The organism is Ancylobacter sp. Lp-2, from assembly GCF_020523795.1.
Taxonomy (GTDB): domain Bacteria; phylum Pseudomonadota; class Alphaproteobacteria; order Rhizobiales; family Xanthobacteraceae; genus Ancylobacter.
This window is the reverse complement of the sequence record NZ_JAJALI010000004.1, coordinates 406,789-428,528: the sequence shown is the minus strand read 5'-3', so window position 1 is coordinate 428,528 and position 21,740 is coordinate 406,789. Positions and strand designations below refer to the sequence as shown.

Genomic DNA, 21,740 nt, shown 5'->3' with positions numbered 1-21,740 from the left:
CCTTCTGACATGCGCTGAGGGTCATTCGGCATTGGCCACCGGCCATTCGAGGCTGGAATAAGCCAGCCAGGCATCGGAGATCATGAGTTCCAGTGAGGAACGCTTTGGTGTCCATCCAAGTTCGACCGCCGCGCGGGCGCTTCCCAACACCAGTTTGGCAGCGTCTCCGCGCCTGCGCGGCCCGATCTCGACGGGGATTGGGCGATTGGTAAGGCGCCTCGCCCGCTCGATGACTTCGCGTACTGAAAAGCCCTTGCCGCTCCCCAGGCAGAAAATGCGGTTGCCTTTTCCGGCCTCCAGCCATTTCAGGCCCAATATATGGGCGTCGACCAGGTCGCTTACATGGACGAAATCCCGGATGCAGGTGCCGTCGGGAGTCGGGTAGTCTTCGCCGAATACTGTCAGCGCGGAGCGCTCGCCTGAGGCGACTTCCAGAATGATCGGGATCAGATGCGTCTCGGGATCGTGAAACTCCCCGCATTCGGCATCCGGGTCGGCGCCCGCGACATTGAAGTAACGAAAGATAACAGATCGTAGGCCGTAAGCATTTCCGAAATCACGAAGCATGTCCTCAATGGCACGCTTTGAGGAACCATAAGCATTTATCGGAGTTTGTGGGGAGTCTTCCGCCAGAAGTACGCCGTCTTGATCGCCATAGGTGGCGCATGTGGAAGAAAATATGAAATCGAAACATTTTGCGTGAATGGCGGCTTCGATAAGCGTCAATGAAGAAGTAATATTATCTCTCCAATATTTTCCGGGATTTTTGACGGCCTCGCCGACCTGGCTAAGCGCGGCAAAGTGCATGACGGCCTTCGGCTCCCAACGGGCGAATACCTCGTCCAGTCTCGCTCGATCACGCAGGTCTCCCCTTTCAAGTGGGCCGTACTTGACGGATTTCGCCCAGCCTGTGGAGAGATTGTCATAAGTTATTGGGTTGTATCCCGCCAATTTTAATGCCTTGCAGCAATGAGACCCGATGTATCCGGCACCGCCAGTTACAAGTATATTTTTCATCATATTTATTCCGATTAATTTATATGAATTATTCTATTTATCTAAATTTCAATATCGTCGCGCCATGATTTTATGCGTGGCGTAAAAATACGATATTTGATTATCAATTTTTATATAAATTATTCAATTCTGGAAATTATTGCGCGGTGGATTTTTGATATGTGCTTTGACTGTTGTGGTGTGTGTTCGATGTTAAGACTCATATATGTTCAGGCGAGCAATATACATTTGAGGGTTACCTATCTTTCCGGATGTCGTGACCAGTGAGGGGGGCCGGCCTGACGGCGCCGGAGTGCGATAGATAATCATTTCGTAGCAGGATCCCGCCTCAAAAGAGGTAGCGATATCGTCGTTTGCGACGGTGTCACTTCGCAGCGTACCGGGAAGACTTGACGTCTGTCCGCCGCCTTCAAGCATCCGGGCGGGTTTAATCTGGCCATTCGGAATATTTCATTGCCGTCATAGGTTTCCAATGTCCGTTTTCAATCGCGAATTCACGGTTCATGGTGTCTTTGGGCGACAGGCTTCCGCGTCGCCTTCCGCCGTCGCGATAAGCGAGGCAGGCACTACCTACAGTTATGAGGATCTCGAAAGCCGATCGAACCGGCTGGCGCGCTATCTGGAAACTCGCCATGTCCAAGTCGGTGATCGTGTCGCGCTTCTGACGGAGCGTTCCGCCGACACGATTGTGGCCATGCTTGCCATATTGAAGGCAGGCGCCGCATTTGTTCCGCTCGATCCGGCGTATCCCGTATCGCGCCTCGCCGGAATGCTTCGCGACGCGGCACCGGTTCTGGTCATCGGGCGCGCGTCGCTGGCGCATGACATAGCGGACGCGGCTGGCGATGGTTTTATCGATCAGGCGTTGGCTCTCGCAGCGGCTGAACAGTTCTCGGCCGAGCCGCTGTCGGAGCGCGCTGACGCCGGAAATCCCGCCTATGTGATGTACACGTCGGGTTCCACCGGACGCCCAAAAGGCGTGGTGGTGCCGCATCGCGCTATCGTGCGGCTGGTCCGCGGGCAGAGTTATGCGCGTTTTGCGCCGGACGAGGTGGTCCTCCATCTCGCGCCGCTCGCCTTTGATGCCAGCACCTTCGAGATTTGGGGAGCATTGCTTAACGGTGCCCGGCTCGCCGTTGTACCCGGTGCCCAGCCTTCTCTGGACGATATTGTGGCGGCCATCTCGGCCTATGGCGTGACGACCGCCTGGTTCACAGCCGGGTTGTTCCACCTCCTCGTTGATCAGAGGCTGGAAGGGTTGCGGCCTCTTCGCCAGATACTGACGGGCGGCGATGTCGTGTCCCCCATTCATGTGCGGCGGGCGCAACAGGCGCTGGCGGACTGCCGATTCATCAACGGCTATGGTCCGACGGAGAACACGACCTTCTCCTGTTGCCATCTGATCGAGAGGGATGAGGTCGCGCCACTGCCGATAGGCCGACCGATCGCCCATAGCACGGCCTATGTCCTCGACGACGAATTGCGTCCACTGCCCGAAGGCAAGAAGGGGCAGCTTTGCGTCGGCGGGGAAGGGCTTGCCCTAGGCTATCTGAACGCGCCGGAGATGACGGAGGAAAAGTTCCGCTTCGTCCCGTCGGTTGGCGAGCGTCTCTATTTGACGGGCGATGTGGTACGCCGGCGGCCAGATGGAGTGTACGAGTTTTTCGGGCGTGCCGATCAGCAGGTGAAGATCGACGGCAAGCGGATCGAGATCGAAGAGATCGAGACCGCGCTGCGCAACGAGCCCGACGTTGCCGACGTGGCGGTGGTAGCCTGCGGCGATGCCGGCGCCAAGCGCCTCATCGCTTTCATAAAACAGGCTCCGCAGGCGTCGCGCGAGGCTCTCATCCACACGATCGGCGATCGGCTGCGCCGGGCTCTCCCAGCCTACATGGTGCCGTCAGGTTTCCGGGTGGTCGAAGCCCTGCCTTTGACGGCGAATGGCAAGATCGACCGCACGCAGCTCACGACCATACCGGAGGATGCCACATCGGCCGCTACGGCCACGCCGAGGGCGGGACTGGAGGAGGCGGTGGCCCGGATCTGGGGCGAGGTCCTGGATCTCAGTCATGTGCCGCGCGACGTCAGCTTCTTTGAGCTCGGCGGCACCTCGCTGAGATTGATGAACGTGCACGCTCGTCTGCCCAGCCTTGGTCGGGCGCCACTGCCCCTCGTTGACTTGTTCGATCACCCAACCGTCGCCAGCCTTGCCGCCCGGTTGGAGGCAGGTCCCGTGTTGGGTGTGCGGCTGGAGGTCGAGGCGGCCGCACGCGCGGGCTCCCGGCAGGCCGCGCTCAGGCGCATCCGGGAAGGCCGGCTGGGGAGGGCGTCATGAACTTGCATGCTTTCGATGCCTCAAATGATGACGCCCTGCGCGAACTCCTTGATCTTGGCGCCATCGCGATTGTCGGTGTGGCCGGCCGCTTCCCCGGTGCGGGCTCGGTCGAGGCGTTCTGGGAAAATCTGCGCCAGGGCGTCGACAGCATTACCCATTTCGGGCTGGAGCAGATCGACGATACCTTCGGCGATGAGACGCACCGGGATCCGAACTATGTGGCGGCCCGGCCGATCCTTTCGGACATAGACAAGTTCGATGCGCCGTTCTTCGGCATGCACGCGCGGGAAACGGCCCTGACCGATCCCCAGCATCGCGTGCTGCTGGAGTGCGCCTGGGAGGGCCTCGAGGACGCCGGCCACGATCCGGCAGCCTTTGCCGGCGCAATCGGGGTGTTCGCCGGCTGCTCGCTCAACACTTACTTCCTGCGCAATGTCTGCGCCGACCGACGGGTGATCGAAACCTTTACCGACGAGTTCCAGGTCGGGCAGTACCCGTTGCTGGTCGGTGCGGGCCACGATTTCCTCGCCACGCGCATTGCCTACAAACTGGGGCTGCATGGTCCCGCCATGACCGTCGCCAGCGCCTGTTCGACGTCGCTGCTGGCCGTGACGCAGGCTGTGCAAAGCCTGCAGACCTACCAGTGCGACATGGCACTGGCGGGAGGCGTGTCGATCTCGCTCCCGCAGCAGCGCGGTTACATGCATCAGGCCGGAGGGATGGTCTCACCGGATGGACGGTGCCGTCCGTTCGACGTGGCCGCCGGCGGCACGGTATTCGGCAGCGGCGCCGCGCTTGTGGTGCTGCGGCGGCTGGAGGACGCGTTGGCCGACGGCGATCAAGTCTATGCCGTCATACGTGGCTACGGCATGAACAACGATGGAGCCGACAAGGTCGGCTTCACGTCGCCGAGCCCGGAATGGCAGGCCCGTGCCATCGCCTCGGCGCATCAGCAGGCGGGGATCACCGCCGACAGCATCGGCTATGTCGAGGCGCATGGCACCGCCACCCCGCTCGGCGACCCGATCGAATTCTCCGGCCTCACAAAGGCGTTCCGCGCCACGACGGATCGCCGCGGTTACTGTGCCCTTGGCTCGGTCAAGGCGAATGTCGGCCATCTCGATGCCGCCGCCGGCGTGACGGGACTGATTAAGACAGCATTGGTGCTGCGGAACGAAGAAATTCCACCTCTGCTGCATTTCGAGCGACCCAATCCCGAAATCGATCTGGACTCCAGTCCGTTCGTCGTCGATCGGGAGCCGAGGAGTTGGCCTGCGGGAGCGGCGCCGCGCCGCACCGGCACCAGCGCCTTCGGCGTGGGTGGCACCAATGTGCATGTCGTGATGGAAGAGGCGCCACGGCTTCGAGCCCGTTCTGACGCCATCGAGGGCAAAGCCTTTGTCTTTCCGCTCTCGGCGCGTAGCGATCTGGCGGTGGCACAGGCCGGGGCGGCGCTGGCTGATCATATCGAGCGCATGCCGGCATTGCGGCTCGATGATGCCGCCTACACCCTGCAGGCGGGGCGCCGCGCCTTCGAGCGCCGCTGGGCCGTCGTGGCCAGCTCTCGCGACGAACTGGTCAAGAAGCTGCGCGGCGGCGCCACCATTGGCAAGGCTGCCGAAAAGCGGCCGATCGTCTTCATGTTCCCCGGACAAGGCTCGCAGGCCTGGAACATGGGGCGGGGCCTGTATGAGACCGAGCCGCTCTTCCGTGAGCTGGTCGATCGCGGAGCCGCCTGCGTACAGGAGATCACCGGCACCGATATCCGCGACCTGCTGTTCGCCGAGGTCGAGCCGGGCGATCCGAACCCGCTCGATGCGACGATCAACACCCAGCCGGCACTGTTCCTCATACAGTATGCGACCGCCCAGTTGCTGATGAGTTGGGGCATCAAACCCGACGCGATGGTCGGCCATAGCCTCGGCGAACTGGTGAGTGCGGTGCTTGCCGGCGTCTATGAGTTCGAGGATGCGGCGCGCGCCATCGCGGAACGCGGACGCCTCACCTACGCTCAGCCGCCCGGCGCCATGCTGTCGGTCCGGTTGCCAGTCGAGGAACTCGAGCCGCTGCTTCCCGAGGGCGTGTTGATCGCGGCTGCGAACGGACCGCGGCAGAGCGTTGCCTCCGGCCGCCCCGAGGCAATGGATGCATTGCAGGCGACGCTGCAGGGGCGAGGCATCGCCTTCCAGCGACTGAGGACCACGCACGCCTTCCATTCATCGATGATGGAACCGGTGATGCAGCCGTTGGTGCGACGGTTCAGCGCCATGTCGGCCCGCGCTCCCGAGATCCCCTACGTTTCCTGCGTCACGGGTACATGGGTCGACACTGGTCGCCCGGTCGCCGCCGAATATTGGGGGCGCCAGTGCCGCGCGCCGGTGATGTTCGCACGCGCACTGGAAGCGGTCGCCGAGCTCAAGCAGCCTATCCTGATCGAAATCGGCCCCGGCCGTACGCTGACGACCTTCGCGCGTCAGACGCTCGATAAGGAGCGCTATGGCGCCCTGCTCACCACCTTCGGTGTCGCCGGCGAGGAGGCGGCCACGCTTCGTGACGTCGTCGCAGTCCTGTGGAGCTGTGGTGTGCAGCCGAACTGGGAGGCTGTGACGGGGCCAGATTGCCGACGGGTCTCCCTGCCGACCTATCGTTTCCAGCGCGAAAGGTACTGGGTCGATCCTCCTGCGTCGGGCTCCACCATGACGCAACCGACGCCGTACGAGCCGCCACAGAGCGACACCGTGTCATCCCAGCATGTCGATGATCCTCACAATGGAAACCTGCCCATGGCCGATGCAGCCGAGCCGCTCCGTTCCGCTATGAGCCGAGCCACCGAGGTGGAGAGCGAGCTTGTCGCCGTTCTCGAGGATCTGTCCGGGGAAAAGATCCCTGCCTCGGAACGCCATGCCTCCTTCCTGGAGTTGGGCTTCGATTCACTGTTCCTCGCCCAGGTGGCAACTCGGGTGCAGCAAACCTTCAAGGTGCCGGTAACCTTCCGGCAGCTGCTTGCCGATATTCCGACCGTCGCTGATCTGGCGCGTCATCTTGCGTCCAGCATGCCGACTACGCCCCCGGCATGTGCGTCAGCAAAGGCGATGGCGGTACCCGCCGCCGCACCGCAACTGTCGCTCATCGTGGCCGCCGCTCCGCCGGCCGCGGTGGCTTCGCCGGCGCCTCCAGCGCCGGGCGTCGGTGCGGCGGCGGAAGTCGGCAGCATGGCCGATCTTTTCCGCCAGCAGCTCGATGCCATGCAAAAGGTGATCAACCAGCAGATTACGGCGCTGCAAGGTGCTCCCGCGAACGTCACGGAGGCTGCGACGGCTTCCGCGCCTGTCGCTGCGGCTTCCACCGTTCCCGTGGAGCCGGCGCCCGCGGCCCTGGCGTCGGCCTCCCCGGCGCAGGACGCTTCGGAAGAGCAGCCCATGCGCTTCCAGGTGTATCGTGCGGCGAAGCCGGCACCGACCGCACTGACCGCCGAGCAGAAGGACTTCATCGCGGAGCTGTCGGATCGCTTCAGCAAGCGTGCCGCTGGCTCCAAGGCCTATACCCAGCGGCATCGCGAGGGACTCGCGGATCCGCGTGCGGCGGCCGGCTTCCGGGCGGAGTGGAAAGAGACGGTTTTTCCCATCGTCTGCGCCCGTTCCAAGGGTTCCCATATCTGGGATGTTGACGGCAATGACTATGTCGACCTCGTCAACGGCTATGGGCAGACCGCCTTCGGTCACGCCCCGGATTTCGTGTTGGAGGCGGTTGCCAGACAGATGGCCGATGGCTTCGCCATCGGGCCGCAATCGCCGCTTGCCGGCGAGGTGGCTGACCTCGTGCGTGAGCTCACCAACAACGAGCGCGTGACGTTCTGCAATACCGGTTCGGAGGCTGTGATGGCCGCGATGCGCGTTGCGCGCACCGTCACCGGACGCAACCGGGTCGTGCTCTTCAGCGGGGGCTATCATGGGCAGTTCGACGAGGTTCTCATCAAGGGCGGAAGCCTCACCGCTCCGCCGCGCGCGCTGCCCGTTGCGCCGGGTATCCCGACCGGCTCGGTCGGCAATATGGTGGTGCTGCCCTATGCTTCACCCGATAGCGTTTCCTGGATCAGGGCCAATGCCGACCAGATAGCGGCGGTGATCACCGAGCCGGTGCAAAGCCGGCATCCCGGGCTGGTGCCGGTCGATTTCCTGCGCGAGCTGCGCGAGATCACCGAGAAATCCGGTACGGCCTTCGTGCTCGACGAGGTGGTGACCGGTTTTCGCACCCATCCCGGTGGCATGCAGGCGGTGCTTGGCATCCGCGCCGACATGGTGACCTATGGCAAAGTGATTGGTGGTGGCCTGCCCATCGGCGTGCTGGCCGGATCGGCGCGGTTCATGGACGCGCTCGACGGAGGCCAATGGCGTTATGGCGACGAGTCCGTTCCCGAAACAGCCCCGACGTTCTTCGCCGGCACTTTCGTGCGCCATCCACTGGCGTTGGCGGCGGCCCGCGCGGTGCTGCTGCATCTACGCGAGGCGGGGCCGGCCCTGCAGCAAGGGCTTACCCAGCGAACCGCGGCGCTGGCGGGGCGGATAAACGCCGATCTCGAACGGCGTGGGATCGCGACGCGGGCGGAAACCTACAGCAGCTGGTTCTATCTGAACTTCCATGAGGAGGACCGGTTCGGAGCACTCTTCTTCCCCTATGCCCGCTCGATCGGCCTGCACATCCAGGACGGTTTCCCGAAATTCCTCACCACCACTCACGGCCAGGCGGAGATCGAGGAGATCGAGCGCATCTTCTCGACTAGCCTCGATGCGCTGCAATCGGTCGGCATCCTCGCCGGCAAGGATCGGCCGGCCGATACCCTCCATCCGGCGGTGGTTGCCGCCGTGCCGCCGCCGGACCCTCAGCCCGAGCCGCTGCCGGATCGCATCGTGCCGACCGAGCCCCAGCGCGAAGTCTGGCTCGCCGCCCAGGCCGGCGACGCGGCTTCCTGCGCGTTCAACGAATCCGTGAGTGTGCGTTTCGACGGAGCGCTCGATGCGGATCGCCTCGAAAGGGCGCTGCAAGCGGTCGTGGCGCGCCATGACGCCCTGCGGGGGCGTTTCGAGGCGAGCGGCGAGCATTTCATCGTCGATGACGTGCTGGCAGTGCAGCTCCAGCGGATTGATGTGAGCACCGCCGCGAACCCGGAGGCCGAGCTGACTTTGGTCCTTGCCGACGATGCGGCGACGCCGTTCGATCTTGTCGCCGGTCCATTGCTGCGGGGCAGGGTGGTGACGCTCGCACCGGAGACGCATGTTCTGGTGCTGACCGCGCATCACATCGTCTGCGATGGCTGGTCGATGAACATCATTCTCGACGAGCTCGCCCGGCATTACACGCATGACGGCCATCAAGGCGTGGGCGACCTGCCGGCACCAATGCCGTTCCGGGGTTATGCCGCGCGGCAGGCTATGCCCAGCCGACGCCGCGAGGACAACGAAACATACTGGCTTCGCCGGTTCGACACGCTGCCGCCGGACGTGGAACTGCCGTCCGACCGGCCGCGCGCCGCGATGAAGAGCTTCAAAGGCAGCACGTACCGTGGGGCGATTGACGCCGATCTCTGCCGCACGGTGAAGAAGGCCGGCGCCCGGCAGGGAGCAACATTGTTCACCACCCTCGCCAGCGCTTTCCAGATCGTCATGTGGCGTCTGACCGGCGAGGCGGATCAGGTGGTGGCCATCCCCACCGCGGGCCAGAGCCTGGTGGAAGGCGGCTCGCTCGTGGGGCACTGCGTGAACTTTCTGCCGCTGCGCACGATGGTCGAGGGCGGTGCGCTCGCGAGCGACCTCCTGAAGTCGGTGCAGAAGGAGATGCTGGAGCTCAACGAGCACCAGGACTTCACCTTCGGCACGCTGGTGCGCGAGCTGCATCTGCCGCGCAATTCCTCACGGCTGCCATTGACCCAGGTGCAGTTCAATCTGGAGAGATTGGGTGACGCATTGGACTTCGGAGGGCTGGGAGCCCGCGTGGTGCCCAATGCCAAGGCCTTCACCAATTTCGACATTTTCCTCAACGTCATCGAGGGGCCGGAGGGTCTGCGTCTCGATTGCGACTACAATACCGATCTGTTCGACGAAGGGACCATCGCCCGTTGGCTGTCGCATTTCGAACAGATGCTGCGCTCGCTGGCGGAGGACTCGGCGCGGCCGGTGAGCGAACTACCAATCCTCGATCCGGCCGGCCTGCAGTGGCTCGTCACTACGCTGAATGCCACTCGGCAGGACGATATCGATTTGCGCCCGCTGCCTGATCTGTTCCGGGCGCAGGTGGCTCGCACACCCGACGCCACCGCGGTGCGCTGGCACGAGCGTGCCTTGTCCTATGCGGAGCTCGATCGCGCTTCCGACGTCCTGGCGGAGCGGCTGCAACGGCTCGTGCCACAGGCGGGCGGGCGAATTGGTCTGCTGGTGAAGCGCTCGCCCGATCTCGTCGCCGGCCTGCTCGCCATCATGAAGGCCGGCCATGCGTTCGTGCCACTCGATCCCGAGCACCCGGACGCACGGCTCCGGCTCGTCGCCGACAAGGCCGAACTCGATGCGCTACTCAGCGACGACGTGCGGGCGGCCGAGCTGGTCTCCGGTTTGCCGCTGATCGACCTGTCGGTCGCCGTCCCGGTCGAAGAGGCGGAAGTCGGCCTATTTCCGGTGATCTGGCCGCAGGACAGCGCTTATGTGATTTTCACCTCCGGCTCGACCGGAACACCCAAGGGGGTGGAGGTCAGCCACGAAGCGCTGGCCAACGTACTGTGGTCCTTTGCCCGTCGTCCCGGCTTCTCCGCTGGGCAGACGCTGCTGGCGGTGACCACCGTATCCTTCGACATCGCCATTCTCGAATTGTTCCTGCCCTTGGTTACGGGGGGCACTGTGCTGATCGCCGACCGGGAGCAGGTGCGGGGCGGCTTTGGCCTGAAGGAGCTGATCGACATCGAGCGGCCTTCCCACATCCAGGCGACGCCATCGCTCTGGCGTATGCTGCTGGAGGCGGGTTTCCGGCCCTATGACGGCCTGATCATGCTCTGCGGCGGCGAGCCGCTGCCGCGCGACCTCGCCGAACAGCTGGGGGGTAGTGCTGGCGCGTTGTGGAACGTCTACGGACCCACCGAAACCACGATCTGGTCCAGCGCTGGTAAAGTTACGCCGGGCGAAGGGCCCATCACCATCGGCGAGCCTCTGCTGAACACCCAGTTGCACGTCGTCGACGTCAGTGGCCGCATCGCGCCGATTGGTGTCGCGGGCGAACTGATAATCGGCGGCAAGGGTCTGGCGAAGGGATATTTGGGGCAGTCCGAGCTGACCGCCAGCGCATTCCGTTCGGAGAGCCCGGCGGGTGGCGTGCCGGCGATTTTCTATCACACCGGAGATTTGGCCCGGAGGCTCTCGGATGGGCGCATCCAACATCTCGGTCGGCGCGACCTGCAGATCAAGCTGAGGGGATTCCGCATCGAGCTCGAAGACATCGAGAGTGCGGCTCGCTGCTGCCAGGGCGTCGCGGCGGCAGCCGTCGCCCTTGTCGGCGAAGGCGTGAGCGCGCGGCTGGTCGGTTACTATGTCGAGCAGCCGCGTGAGACCCTGCAGTCTGCCGATCTGCAGTCGCAGATGAGCCAGCTGCTGCCCGATTATATGCGGCCGGCGCACTGGATCCGGCTCGATGCACTGCCGCTCACGCCGAATGGAAAGCTCGACCGCAAGGCGTTGCCGAAGCCAGACGCGGGCGTGCCGGCGGCCGAGCGCACCGTGCTGCGCCCCCGCAACGCGACCGAGCAGGCCTTGGCTGAGATCTGGGCCGAAGTGCTGCAAACGGAGGACATCGGTGTCGAAGACAACCTGTTCATGCTGGGGGCGGACTCTATCCAGGTGTTTCGCATCGCTGCGCGCATGCTGGGGCGAGGGCTCCGTCTCGAGGCCCGGCACCTCATGCAGCACCCCACGATCGCGGAACTCGCACAGGTTGCCGACGAGATTGCACGCAGCGGCCCCGTATCGGCTGCTCCGCCGAAGCTGAGCAGCTTCCGCCGCACCGCCGCGAATGCGGCGCCCGAGATCGGCTGAGCTGCGTGGTGGAGAGGAACATCATGGAACAGGTTGCAATGATCGTGGATAGCGGGTCGGAGACGCTCCGCTTTCCGTGTTCCTCCTCGCAGCAACGCTGTTGGTTCATCGACTCGCTGGACCCCGGAAGCGCGGCACTCAACGTCGCTCTTCGCTGGGAATTGACCGGAATCGTTGCCGACGACACGGTCGAAAAGGCATTCAATACGATCGTCGAACGTCACGAAGTCCTGCGAACGCGTTTCGTCGAAATCGACGGCGAGCCCGTTCAGGAGGTGGCGCCGGAATTGCGCCTGAAGCTGTCGGTCATCGATCTGCGGCATCTGTCGGAAGACCGGAGGGATGGAGAGGCCCGTAAATTAGCCGAGGGCGAAGCCCAGAAGCCTTTCGACATTCACGAACTGCCGTTGATCCGCGTTACCCTGGTGCGACTGGCCGATGAGCGGGCAAGCCTTCTTTTGACCGTGCATCAGATCGTATTCGACGGCTGGTCCATCAGGGTCATTGCCAATGAGTTCGGCGAGATCGCGGCGGCCTATGATGCGGGACGGGTGCATCCGCTCCCGGAACTGCCCCTGCAGTATGGCGACTATGCTCGATGGCAGAGGGAGTATCTCGCGGTCGAAGCGGTGAAGCATGAGCGCTATTGGCACGAACAGCTCGTTGGAGCGCCCTATCTGGAGGTTCCGGGGGACTTCGAGAAGCCGGCCCGCGCGACGCATCACGGCATCATCCTCGCGGAAATGCTTTCGCAGGAAACGAGTGAACGGATGGAGGAGGCGGCCCGGCAGCTCGGTGTTACACCGTTCGCGCTGGGGTGTGCCGCGACCGTCGCGCTGCTCAAGAGACTAACCGGCCATACCGACATCATCCTCGGCACTCAGATCGCCGGCCGCGATGAGACCGACCTCGAACCGTTGATCGGCGTCTTCATCAACAATCTGGTGCTGCGGGTCGATACACGCCACGCTCGCAGCTTCTCGGATCTGCTGGCGCGGACCAACGAGACGGTGCGCGAGGCGTTAGTGCACCAGGCGATGCCGTTTCATCGGCTGGTCGAACTCCTCAATCCGCCGCGTGATCCAGCCCGTACGCCACTGATCTCCGTCAATTTCACCATGCTGAAGGAGGTGCTTCAGTATCGGCAATACGGGCGGTTCCGATTGCAGGGCGTGCCGTCGCTGTCGGCGGGATCGCTTTATGACCTGAATTTCTTCGTGGTGAAGTGGCGGGATGGCTGGCGCATGGCCATGGAATACAATCCCGATATTTTCCGCGAGGATACCGCTCGGGCCTTCGTGTCGCTCTGGCGTACCTCCTTCGAGCGAGCCATCGCCGAGCCCGATTTTTCGCTGGACGCGCTCGTTCCGCCGGAACGCAGCGCACCGGTACCCACGGTCTCCAAGGCGCAGGAGGTCGAGCTGGCGCCTCCCACTCCAGCTGCCGATCCCGCCATCGAGGCCGCCTTGGCGGAGATCTGGGAGGATCTGCTGCAGAGCGGTCCTCTCACGTCCGACGCCGATTTTTTTGCGCTCGGAGGGCATTCATTGCTCGCCGTGCGGATGCTTGCGCGGGTGCGCGAGCGGTTTGGGCAGCGCATCGACCCGCTTGTCCTGTTCGATGCGCCGACCCTCGGCCAGATGGCGCGCCGCCTGGGCACCGGCGTGACCCCAAAAGCTGCAGCGCCGTCGGTCGGCGGAGGGCTCAGGCCATGGAACGTCGTGCCGATCCAGCCTCACGGGAGCGAGGCCCCGATCATCGCCATCAACAACACATTGGCCTACTACAATGTAGCGCGCGCGATCGGCGCCGATCACCCCTTCATCGGCATTCAGCTGTTCGACCCAAATACGCCTCACGAGTTGGAAGAGAGGTCTTTGGTCGATGTGGCGAGCGATTATGTGAGGTTGATCCGCGCGGCTCGTCCGAGAGGCCCCTATGTGTTGTTCGGGCTCTGCGTCGCCGGCGCGATCGCCTATGAGGCAGCCCGCCAACTCGAAGCCGAGGGTGAGGTCGTTCCTCTCGTCATCCTGGCCGACACATGGCGGCCAGGCTATCTCGCCGAACTGCCGGCTCGTCAGCGGGCTACCTTCCAGCGCGCCTATCGATGGCACGTTCTGAAGCATCATTACGCCCAATGGTTCGCCGGGCAGGCGGAACTGGCGGATGTGCTCGCCAGCTATCCGAAGATCCGTCGGAGTGGGATTCTGAGAGCCGCGGCGCGGTTGGGGTTGATCGAGGATCGTTTGTTCAATCAGGAGGATTGGGGAAATCGTTGGTTCCTTCCCGTCCTGGAGCGCGCGCGAGATACCTATCGGCCAGGAGCCTTCGGTGGCCGCGTGGTACTGCTGCGCAGCGAAGAAATGATCAGCGGTGGGCTCGGCGACGACATGGGGTGGAGCACGGTGCTCCGGCGGCATCCGGATTTCCATTCCATTCCCGGTTGGCATGCTGGGATGTTCCAGGGCGAGGGGGCGCAGGTCATCGGGCGGTATTTACGCCCCCGGCTCAGGGAGATTTCGATGACTTTGCTGTCACCGTCGCAACAAGCGGCCGAGTGACGGTGTCGTGCAAGATTGTCCACGGGAGCGGGCGCGAGGCTGGATGCGAGCCTCGTATTGGAGATGGGCCGGCGCCGCGCTGGTGCTGTCCGTCGCCATTGCCGTGGCGCTGTCCATGGTGGGCGAGGAGATGAGCAGATCCGTCGGTGGGCGGATCGCCACCATGGCGTCGTCCCTTGTCTCTCAGCTGCGCAGGAGCATGGCGGCGGCAGAGCCCGGCGTCGTCCATCAAACACTGGTCCTTGCGGAGGGAGCAGGGGGCCATACCGCTGAACGGATAACCATCGACATTTGGCGTGCTCGGGTTGAGCAGGACGATTTCTCCGACGTGGGAGGGAGCGGGACGGCACTGCTGTTCTATACGCCGGGTTCGGGAAAGCAGCGGACCGACAATGCGACGACGGCGGCGGCGCTCGCTCGGCTCGGCTATGTGGTTGTCGCGCTTGACGACGTTGAGCAGGTGCCGGAGCTGGTCTCCGCCGGCGTGAGGCCGTTGCTCTTCGATTTCACCTCCGAGGCGGCCTACAAGATCACGCTGGATAGCGCGGACGAGAAAGTTCACCGGCAGGCCTTACGGCTAGTCGAGGTTCTTGACCGGTTAGCAGAGCTCCGGCGACGACCGGATGGGCCATCGTGGCTGGAGTCGGTGTCGCTTGATCGCGTCGGCGCATTTGGGTGGTCATTGGGAGGCTCGACGGCGGCCGAAGCGAGCGTGCTGGATCCCCGCATCATTGCTGTCGCCAATCTCGATGGCTGGCTTTTCGGGCGGGCCGCCCATGGAGCGGTGACTGCGCCCTACCTTCTCATGCTGAGCGATTTTCCATTTCCAAGCGACGCCGAGGCGGATGATGCCACTCCAGCACGTCGCTACGAGGCTCGCCTCACCCGTCGAGATCTCACAGAGGAGTTCCAGCTCGTTCAACGTCCGGGGAGCCTGGGAATCCGCCTAGTGGGGGCAGTTCACGAAAATCTATCCGACTTCGCGTTGGGATTAAGTTTTTGGCGGAGTTGGCTGCGCGCGGATCCCGTTCGGACGAAGGCGATAATTGAAGCCTGCCTGGCGAGTTTCTTTGACCATCATCTACGCGGGAGGCTTCCGGCGGGATGCCTCGAAGAGGCCTATATCGCCGACGGCGTCCAGCGGTTCAGGACCATTGAATGGCCACGTCCGCAAGCTGCGAGGGCTCCCACATAGCCGGCCGCGGGAATAAAATGGAAAAGCTCCCAGATCACTGACATGTCGGACTCGCCAGCCGGCCGTAAGAGGCGAGGCTCGCGACCAAACTCTGGCGTGACGTCACAGATGTCAGGCGGTTGAGCCAGCCCCAGGCCAAGCGCTTTGATCATAGCTTCCTTCCGCGTCCAGCACCGATAGAAATGCGTTGGCGACTCGTGCGCCCCACAACGGACGAACTCAGCATGCTCGGAGGGGGAAAGGGCCAACTCCGCCACGGCGGGCTCAATTGGTGCGATCCTTTCCACATCGACCCCCACGGGAAAACCATTTGCTACTGCCAGCGCGCCGATGCCATCGGAATGACTGAGGTTGAATTCTAAGTACCCGTGCCCCTTTAGCGAGGGCTTGCCATGCGGGTTCCGAACAAACGCCAAGGTTTCTGGACGCTCGCCGGTCATCTTGCCGAGAACGTGGCGCGTTATGCCATGTGCGGTGGTAAAGCGGTCGCGGTCCTGCGTACGTAACAGGCGTACGCGCCTCTGAGCTTCGTCGCCGGAGAGCCAAGAGTTGAATACCGTAAGATCCGCTGCTGTACGATCCAGTTCGAAGATCCAGACGGTGATCTGGCTGTTCACGTCGCTTCCTCATGAACATGGAAAGCCGAGTCCGCCGATCTTGCAAAGAGGCGGTTACGGCAGGCTCTCGTTCCAGCAGAACGAAGTGCTGAGTGTCGGATGATCCCAGGCGATCCAATAGCCCTTCCGCCACATTGGAATCTGACGCAAGGGAATAATCATAAATGTCGAATGGAGTTTATCAATTCGGATTGATCCTTGTCATAAATTGGTATTTCCTATAAAAATAGGATAAAGTTTTCATAGCAATAGCAGTAGTTCTATATATATAACATGAAATAAGATAAAACATACGATATATTCAAATAATAACTTATCTTTATTTGAATATATTATATATATGTATTTTTACATATTAACAATATCAATGGTATCTGATCGAAATAATTAAAATTTCTGTGTCTTCTTTATGCGTTGGAGGTGCCGTTTTACCCTGATTTTGTGCCCCTGACTTGTCGGCGATGGGTGCCGCGGTGGTTTTTGGGAGGTGCTATGGGGTGGGGTGTCTGGGAGCCGGAAGATTTGTCGCCATGGCCCAGTTCATTTGTTTGTAATCTAGATCTATTTTCGGATAAGATGCGCACCTAGGGGTTGCCTTGTATCCTACGAGAGGTTGTAGTGGAGTGTGGGTTTCGATTGTTGCGGGTTGAGTGTGCCGCTTGCTCGGAATGGTGCGCATGGATCAAATTCATGCGCAGTCAGGGAAGTGAATCATGGAAAAAGGAAGCTTCAATGCTTCGATAGCGAAGGCGCCTAGGTATTTGGAGCTGCACCCAAGGTCTTTGATTGGGTGCGATATGGATAGTGAGGCGCCAGTTGATGAAGAGGTGGGAGGTGTTTATCGAGAAAAGAACGTCGTTGCACTGATAGAATCAAGAAAGCTTCTTGGTCAATGCCTATCCATCGCCCTCTATTCTGTGGATAGGACGACAGAATTTAATGTATATGGAAGTATTTCAGATTGGAGGCTTTCGGAGGATGCTTCGGCTACTTCTCTGATAATAATATCTGTTTCTGATAAGTCCAACGATATCGGAGATGGTCTGGACATAAAGAAAGAAATTGCAGAATTAAATCTACACAAGCCTTCAGTAAAATTTGCTATTCTTTCGGATCGGGAGGCGCCCAAGCATGTGCTGAGCGCGATGCAAAGCGGTGCTCAGGGTTACATTCCAACAAGCATTTCAATCGAAGTTATTGCGCAAATATTGCATCTACTCAGATTCGGAGGGACATTTGTTCCTCTAAATAGCTTGATGATTATGGCCAGCTCGTCGTCGGTGGCTGAATCTTCTCAATCGCGTGATGGTCAAATATTTACCTCCCAGCGACAATTAATGGTCGCCAAGGCCCTGCGTAAGGGGATACCAAATAAAGTTATAGCCTACCAGCTGAATATGTGCGAAAGCACTGTTAAGGTTCATGTAAGAAATATAATGAAAAAGCTAAAAGCAAAAAATAGAACTGAGGTCGCGCTTCTTGCGAGCCAAATGTTTCCTGATGATTAATTTGAATAAATTCGTTAAATATTTTGATGGGTGTGATTTTATTCGTCGCAATCTCATGGGCGCTGGCGCAGGAATTGGCGCAGCATCTTTGCCCGGTGAGCGATCGAAACGGAGATCAGAGAGGGGCGACTTGCGTGCCGTGTCTCTCCGAGACTGAGCCGAGACCGTCGAACGGGAATCGGATGAAGGAAATGCCGGCTTTTCCGTGGTCGTTGTTTAATCCCGGAGAGTGATGGGGCATCATTGTCGCCATCCGCAATGCCGCACCTTGGGCTAGGTTCTGCGCGGATAAGTGCGGAGGCATTGGGCATTGACCGGCCGTCGAAGACGCAAGGAGCCGTAAGCCCGCCGCCACGTAGCGCGTCGAGGAATGTCAGGGCGCACCATTGGCCATGCGGGGAGAAGCCGCTCAGGCGCTGTCCCCCGGGCTGCCGGCCGCGCAGCGTGGCCACGTCAGTCTTGACCCAAGTCTCATCGATTAACACCAGGCGGATGGGATCGAAACGGCTTTGCCACGTGCACCGGCGCCGCGCGACGCCCGCCCACGCCGGCTCAGGGGGCGCGCAGCGCTTGTTGAGGCGCAGCCCCTTGTGCCGGAGCAGCAGCCACACGGCAGGGGTGAGAGGACGATGCTGCGCGCCGCCGGCTCATCCTTCGTCTGGTGTAGCGTCAAGGGTGGGCGACGGCGCGGTCCGCTCGACCAGGAAGGCGCGGTGGGGCTCCAGCACGGCTTGCGATGTCCGCCCATCTTGCCGGTTGTTGTCGCTGTTGGCTCAGTTCTCCCCAGAGAGGTGCTGTTTGAATCCTCCCCAGTCTGAGGCGTTGCGCCGGTCTACCGGGCGCACGCAGGACGACCGGCTGCACGCCGTCGTTGATCCTCCTCCGATGGGCGGGAGGAGACATCGGTGATCAAGCTCAGGGAGTTGATAATGATCCTGGATTCGCACCGGCGAGACCCGTCGGTGTCGGTGATTGCGCGGCGGATCAGCGTCGATCGCAAGACTGTCCGCAATATATTGAGCGCGGCATGAAGGCGCCGACCCATGGGCTTCGTATGCCACGTCAGAGAGTGATCGAACCATTCGCCACCCCATCTGACCGGGCGCTGCCTGTTCCGGAGTTGAAGGATCGCGGTTACGAAGGTAGCTATACCGCCGTCACGGATTTCCTGCGGGAGGTTCGGCGGGCGCCAGCGCCCGGGTACGACGTTCGGTTCGAGACGGAACCCGGCGAGCAGGCTGAGGTAGATCTCGTCCAGCTTCACGTTGCATTCGCCGAAGAGCCGACGGCACTACGGATCGTCTGGCTGTTCTCCATGGTGCTCGGCTATAGCCGCCTGATCCTGGCACGGTTCGTCCTGCACCAGGAACTGCCGATGGTGCTGTGTGGCCGTTGCGTTACTTTTGATGCAATTGGCAGCGTGCCGCGCGAGATTCTCTGCGATCGGATGAAGGCCGTGGCCACCGGCGAGAGGGGCCGAGGGCATCGTGTGCAATTGCAGTCTCGTCGAGCTCGCTGCTTCGGCTCTCATCCGGCGGCCTGCAGGCCGTATCACTCGAGGGCGAAAAGCAGGGTCGGCAGGCCGTTCCGGTACATTCGGCAGGGCTTCTTTCTGGCCAGATAATTTCGCGATCTCGACGGGGCAACTACGCCATTGGCTTGATGCCGTCGCCAACCTGCGCCTAAACCGCGGCACGACCAGCCGGCTTCCATGGTATCGCGGACCGATCGCAACATTCTCGGTCAGGATGTTGACAATATATGTATATTTATATTAAATTAATATTTAATAGCAAATTTAATACTTAGTATAAAATATTCACTTGCTAATATTTGTAATTATTGCGCCAATAATATTATAATTCAATGTCCTGAGCCAATATATATTATCTTCAATGTCTTTTTTTGTTGTCTTTTCTGATTCTATTTCTACAATGATGCCATCAAATAACAAATATGTAGCGATATTCCTGCATATATGATTCATTGGAGGGAGGTCAAATATTACAACATCGTAGTTTTTCAGTATATTGCTGATGGTTGTTTTCAGTCTCGCTGTGTCATCTTGGCGAAAAATTGCCGGAAGCGCCGTTGTATCTCCGAGATGTATGATCTCGATCGATGAGTTGTCTGGTGTCTCGATGGCTTGTTCGAGAGAGATAAGTCCGAGCGCGGCCTCAATAAGGCCGGGACGGGGGGAATTCAAAATACTATTTGTCATATAATTCTGAACATTTGTATCAACTAATAAGGTTCGGCGGCCATTAAACGAAAACATGCTAGAAATATTTCTCGCAAGAACTGATTTTAATTTTCCTTCGTTATGTGAGGTGATACCAAAACTGAAGCGCTCGGCCGGGCGCATGCAGATTTCTATGCGTTCTATGATTGCGGCCATGGCGTTGCGCGCTGGGGGCGCGAATAGGGCGGGCTCCATGGTAAGGTGCCCGAAATTTGTTTGACGGAGATGCCGCGTTGTTGCTTGCGTAGATGATTGTGGCGCCGCCGGCGATGAGTACCGTTTACGAAGGTGAAGCTTCTTCCGAAATCTCATGACAGGAAGTGCGCCGAGACACTCGATGCCGAGTTCTGTGCGAACTTGGCGTGTGGAGCGGATAGTATGGTCGAGTTGGTGTCGGAGTAGCGCGATGCCTCCACCAGCTAGGCCGCTTACGAGCAATCCCAGCATCAGGGTCATTGCTCCGCGCGGTTGTGTCTTTGAGAAAGGAGCTGTCGCTGATGTTAATACGTGAGCGTCGGCGACCGGGAATGACTGGCGTTGTACCGACTCAGTAAATCCTTGGAGAAAGCTTTCGTAGACACGCTGGTAAATTTGAGCTGTCGTCTCTAATTCCTCAAGTGTGTTGGCTGGCACTTTGCTGGCGGGGGCGGTCTCGCCAGCTGCATCCGAGGTTCCGTCGAGGCGCCCGTCGCCAGCGCGTGCGATGCGATAATCCCTGCGGGCCTTGAACTCTTGGACGGCTCTCGTGGCAGCACTCATCTGGTTGCGTAACTCGAACGTGCGAGCTTCGAGCCAGTCGCCGCCGACGCGTGCGGTCTCCGAGCGAGCTGCCAGCTGGTAGCGGATATAAGCCTCTGCCGTGGCATTCGCCACTTGCGCAGCGCGATCTGGGTTGGGGGAACTGAAAGTGATATCAATAGCATAAGACATACCCGAGCGGCGTACGTCGAGATTGCCGGCGAAGGCTTCCATGATGAATCGGGATCTGGCCGCTGATGACATCTCGATCTGGGGGGGCGGCCAGATCGGGGCGAGAAGGCGACGGAGGAGAGATGGTTGCGGTTGAAAATCTTGCGCATCTGTCAGGTGGAGATCAGCGATGACGCTCTTTGCGATGCGTTCTGATCGCAATACGGCTATCTGGCTTTCCACTTGTGCGGTATCGAGGGCGAGTACGGCATTTCCCGTTTGTCCGTTCCACTGCTCCTGTACGCGCGGGTCGATGATAATCTGCGCGCGAGCTGAGAATATCGGCGTGGCGACCTTCAGATAGGTGATGCAAGCCACAAGTGTAATTGCCATTGGTAATATAATAGTGATCCAATATCTCCTGATGAATGAAGTGATGTCGCCAAGGCTGAAATAGTCACGCGACGACGGGTCGGCTGGCAAGGGATCGCCAGTGGACTGATTTTTCTTGAATGAAGTGGAGGGTGAAATGAACATTCAAAGGTGCTCGCAATTGTTTTATTGACCCGGCAATGCCGCGCGCACGGGTTTTCCACGAATATAAGTGATTGAAATAAAGAAAATTGAAATTAAGCTACAATGCGGAGAGGATATCCATAAGGGTATGTGTCGGATGATCATTATCCTTATGGATAGCCATTTGGAAAAAATGATCGCCTCATGATGGTGGCGTGATGAATTTTTGCCTCGAATTTCTCTCATTGGAACTTGAGAAAATCGGTACTTCTTGATTAATTTTTGTAGATACGGCGAGTGAATGGATGAATTTTCGTGTTGGAGTTTTTATTCGATGCCGAAGATATTTAAGTATGTGCTGTCTTTTTTCATAGTATTCGCAATTATCGGTTTGTCACTATTGCCGGCCCAAGACATGTACCGTACCGGGGCCCCAAAAGGCGGAGAGCACTTCGTGGCCTATCTGGGGGCAGCCCTATTGATGGGGTTTGCGTTCCGTGGCGGGTGGCGTCGGGGGCTATTGATAGCGGCGGGTTTCGTTGCTCTGGCTGGCTTGCTTGAATGTTTGCAGAGATTTTCGCCGGGAAGAACGCCGCATTTCAGTGATTTCCTGGCGAGCGCTGCCGGAGTTGTTTCAGGATTCGTCGTGATGGAATTTTTATCGCGGCGTGTATTGAGTATGGCTGGTCGCAGAAGTGGCGACTTATGTAATGATTCTTGATGATCATTTGTATTTTATATCAGAAATACCTAATTATATGAATTTGGCGA

The 21,740-nt window shown here is 60.1% G+C and carries 11 protein-coding genes; 8 read left to right on the top strand and 3 right to left on the bottom strand.

The features are described 5' to 3' along the window. Positions 1 to 21: 21 nt before the first annotated feature. Positions 22 to 1,017 carry a UDP-glucose 4-epimerase GalE gene (gene galE / locus LGR54_RS13340; protein ID WP_230362440.1) on the bottom strand — a complete coding sequence of 332 codons (996 nt, stop codon included), beginning with the start codon at positions 1,015 to 1,017 and terminating at the stop codon, positions 22 to 24. Positions 1,018 to 1,489: 472 nt separating this feature from the next. Between galE and LGR54_RS13335 the strand changes: the two genes are divergently transcribed. The 4 genes from LGR54_RS13335 to LGR54_RS13320 all read left to right on the top strand — a co-directional run bounded on the left by LGR54_RS13335 (position 1,490) and on the right by LGR54_RS13320 (position 15,177). Continuing rightward, entirely contained in the window at positions 1,490 to 3,352 is a 1,863-nt protein-coding gene (locus tag LGR54_RS13335; protein ID WP_230362439.1) for an amino acid adenylation domain-containing protein, read from the top strand. Next, entirely contained in the window at positions 3,349 to 11,421 is an 8,073-nt protein-coding gene (locus LGR54_RS13330) for a non-ribosomal peptide synthetase/type I polyketide synthase (RefSeq protein ID WP_230362438.1), read from the top strand. The genes LGR54_RS13335 and LGR54_RS13330 overlap by 4 nt, the downstream gene beginning before the upstream one ends. A 23-nt stretch (positions 11,422 to 11,444) precedes the next feature. Next, positions 11,445 to 13,982, top strand: a complete 2,538-nt coding sequence (locus tag LGR54_RS13325) for a condensation domain-containing protein (protein WP_230362437.1) — start codon at positions 11,445 to 11,447, stop codon at positions 13,980 to 13,982. An 82-nt stretch (positions 13,983 to 14,064) separates the two neighbouring features. Next, the gene (locus LGR54_RS13320) at positions 14,065 to 15,177 is read left to right on the top strand and encodes a hypothetical protein (RefSeq protein ID WP_230362436.1); all 1,113 of its coding nucleotides are present in this window, start codon (positions 14,065 to 14,067) and stop codon (positions 15,175 to 15,177) included. Here LGR54_RS13320 and LGR54_RS13315 read toward each other — a convergent pair. Further along, positions 15,102 to 15,794 (bottom strand): 4'-phosphopantetheinyl transferase superfamily protein, encoded by a 693-nt coding sequence (locus LGR54_RS13315; RefSeq protein WP_230362435.1) that lies wholly within the window; start codon positions 15,792 to 15,794, stop codon positions 15,102 to 15,104. The two genes, LGR54_RS13320 and LGR54_RS13315, sit on opposite strands and share 76 nt — an antisense overlap. A gap of 713 nt (positions 15,795 to 16,507) precedes the next feature. Between LGR54_RS13315 and LGR54_RS13310 the strand changes: the two genes are divergently transcribed. The 3 genes from LGR54_RS13310 to LGR54_RS13300 all read left to right on the top strand — a co-directional run bounded on the left by LGR54_RS13310 (position 16,508) and on the right by LGR54_RS13300 (position 18,926). Further along, the gene (locus LGR54_RS13310; protein WP_230362434.1) at positions 16,508 to 17,302 is read left to right on the top strand and encodes a response regulator transcription factor; all 795 of its coding nucleotides are present in this window, start codon (positions 16,508 to 16,510) and stop codon (positions 17,300 to 17,302) included. 905 nt (positions 17,303 to 18,207) lie between these two features. Next, the gene (locus LGR54_RS25760) at positions 18,208 to 18,333 is read left to right on the top strand and encodes a hypothetical protein (protein WP_255607582.1); all 126 of its coding nucleotides are present in this window, start codon (positions 18,208 to 18,210) and stop codon (positions 18,331 to 18,333) included. Continuing rightward, a complete protein-coding gene (locus LGR54_RS13300; RefSeq protein WP_230362433.1) occupies positions 18,330 to 18,926 on the top strand; it encodes a hypothetical protein in 597 nt (198 codons plus the stop codon). The genes LGR54_RS25760 and LGR54_RS13300 overlap by 4 nt, the downstream gene beginning before the upstream one ends. 195 nt (positions 18,927 to 19,121) lie before the next feature. Here LGR54_RS13300 and LGR54_RS13295 read toward each other — a convergent pair whose 3' ends face one another. After that, positions 19,122 to 20,990 (bottom strand): exopolysaccharide transport family protein, encoded by a 1,869-nt coding sequence (locus tag LGR54_RS13295; protein ID WP_230362432.1) that lies wholly within the window; start codon positions 20,988 to 20,990, stop codon positions 19,122 to 19,124. Positions 20,991 to 21,270: 280 nt separating this feature from the next. On the opposite strand from LGR54_RS13295, the gene LGR54_RS13290 reads away from it, so the two are divergent. Beyond that, on the top strand, positions 21,271 to 21,690 hold the full coding sequence (locus LGR54_RS13290; RefSeq protein ID WP_230362431.1) for a VanZ family protein: 420 nt from the start codon (positions 21,271 to 21,273) through the stop codon (positions 21,688 to 21,690). Positions 21,691 to 21,740 lie beyond the last annotated feature (50 nt).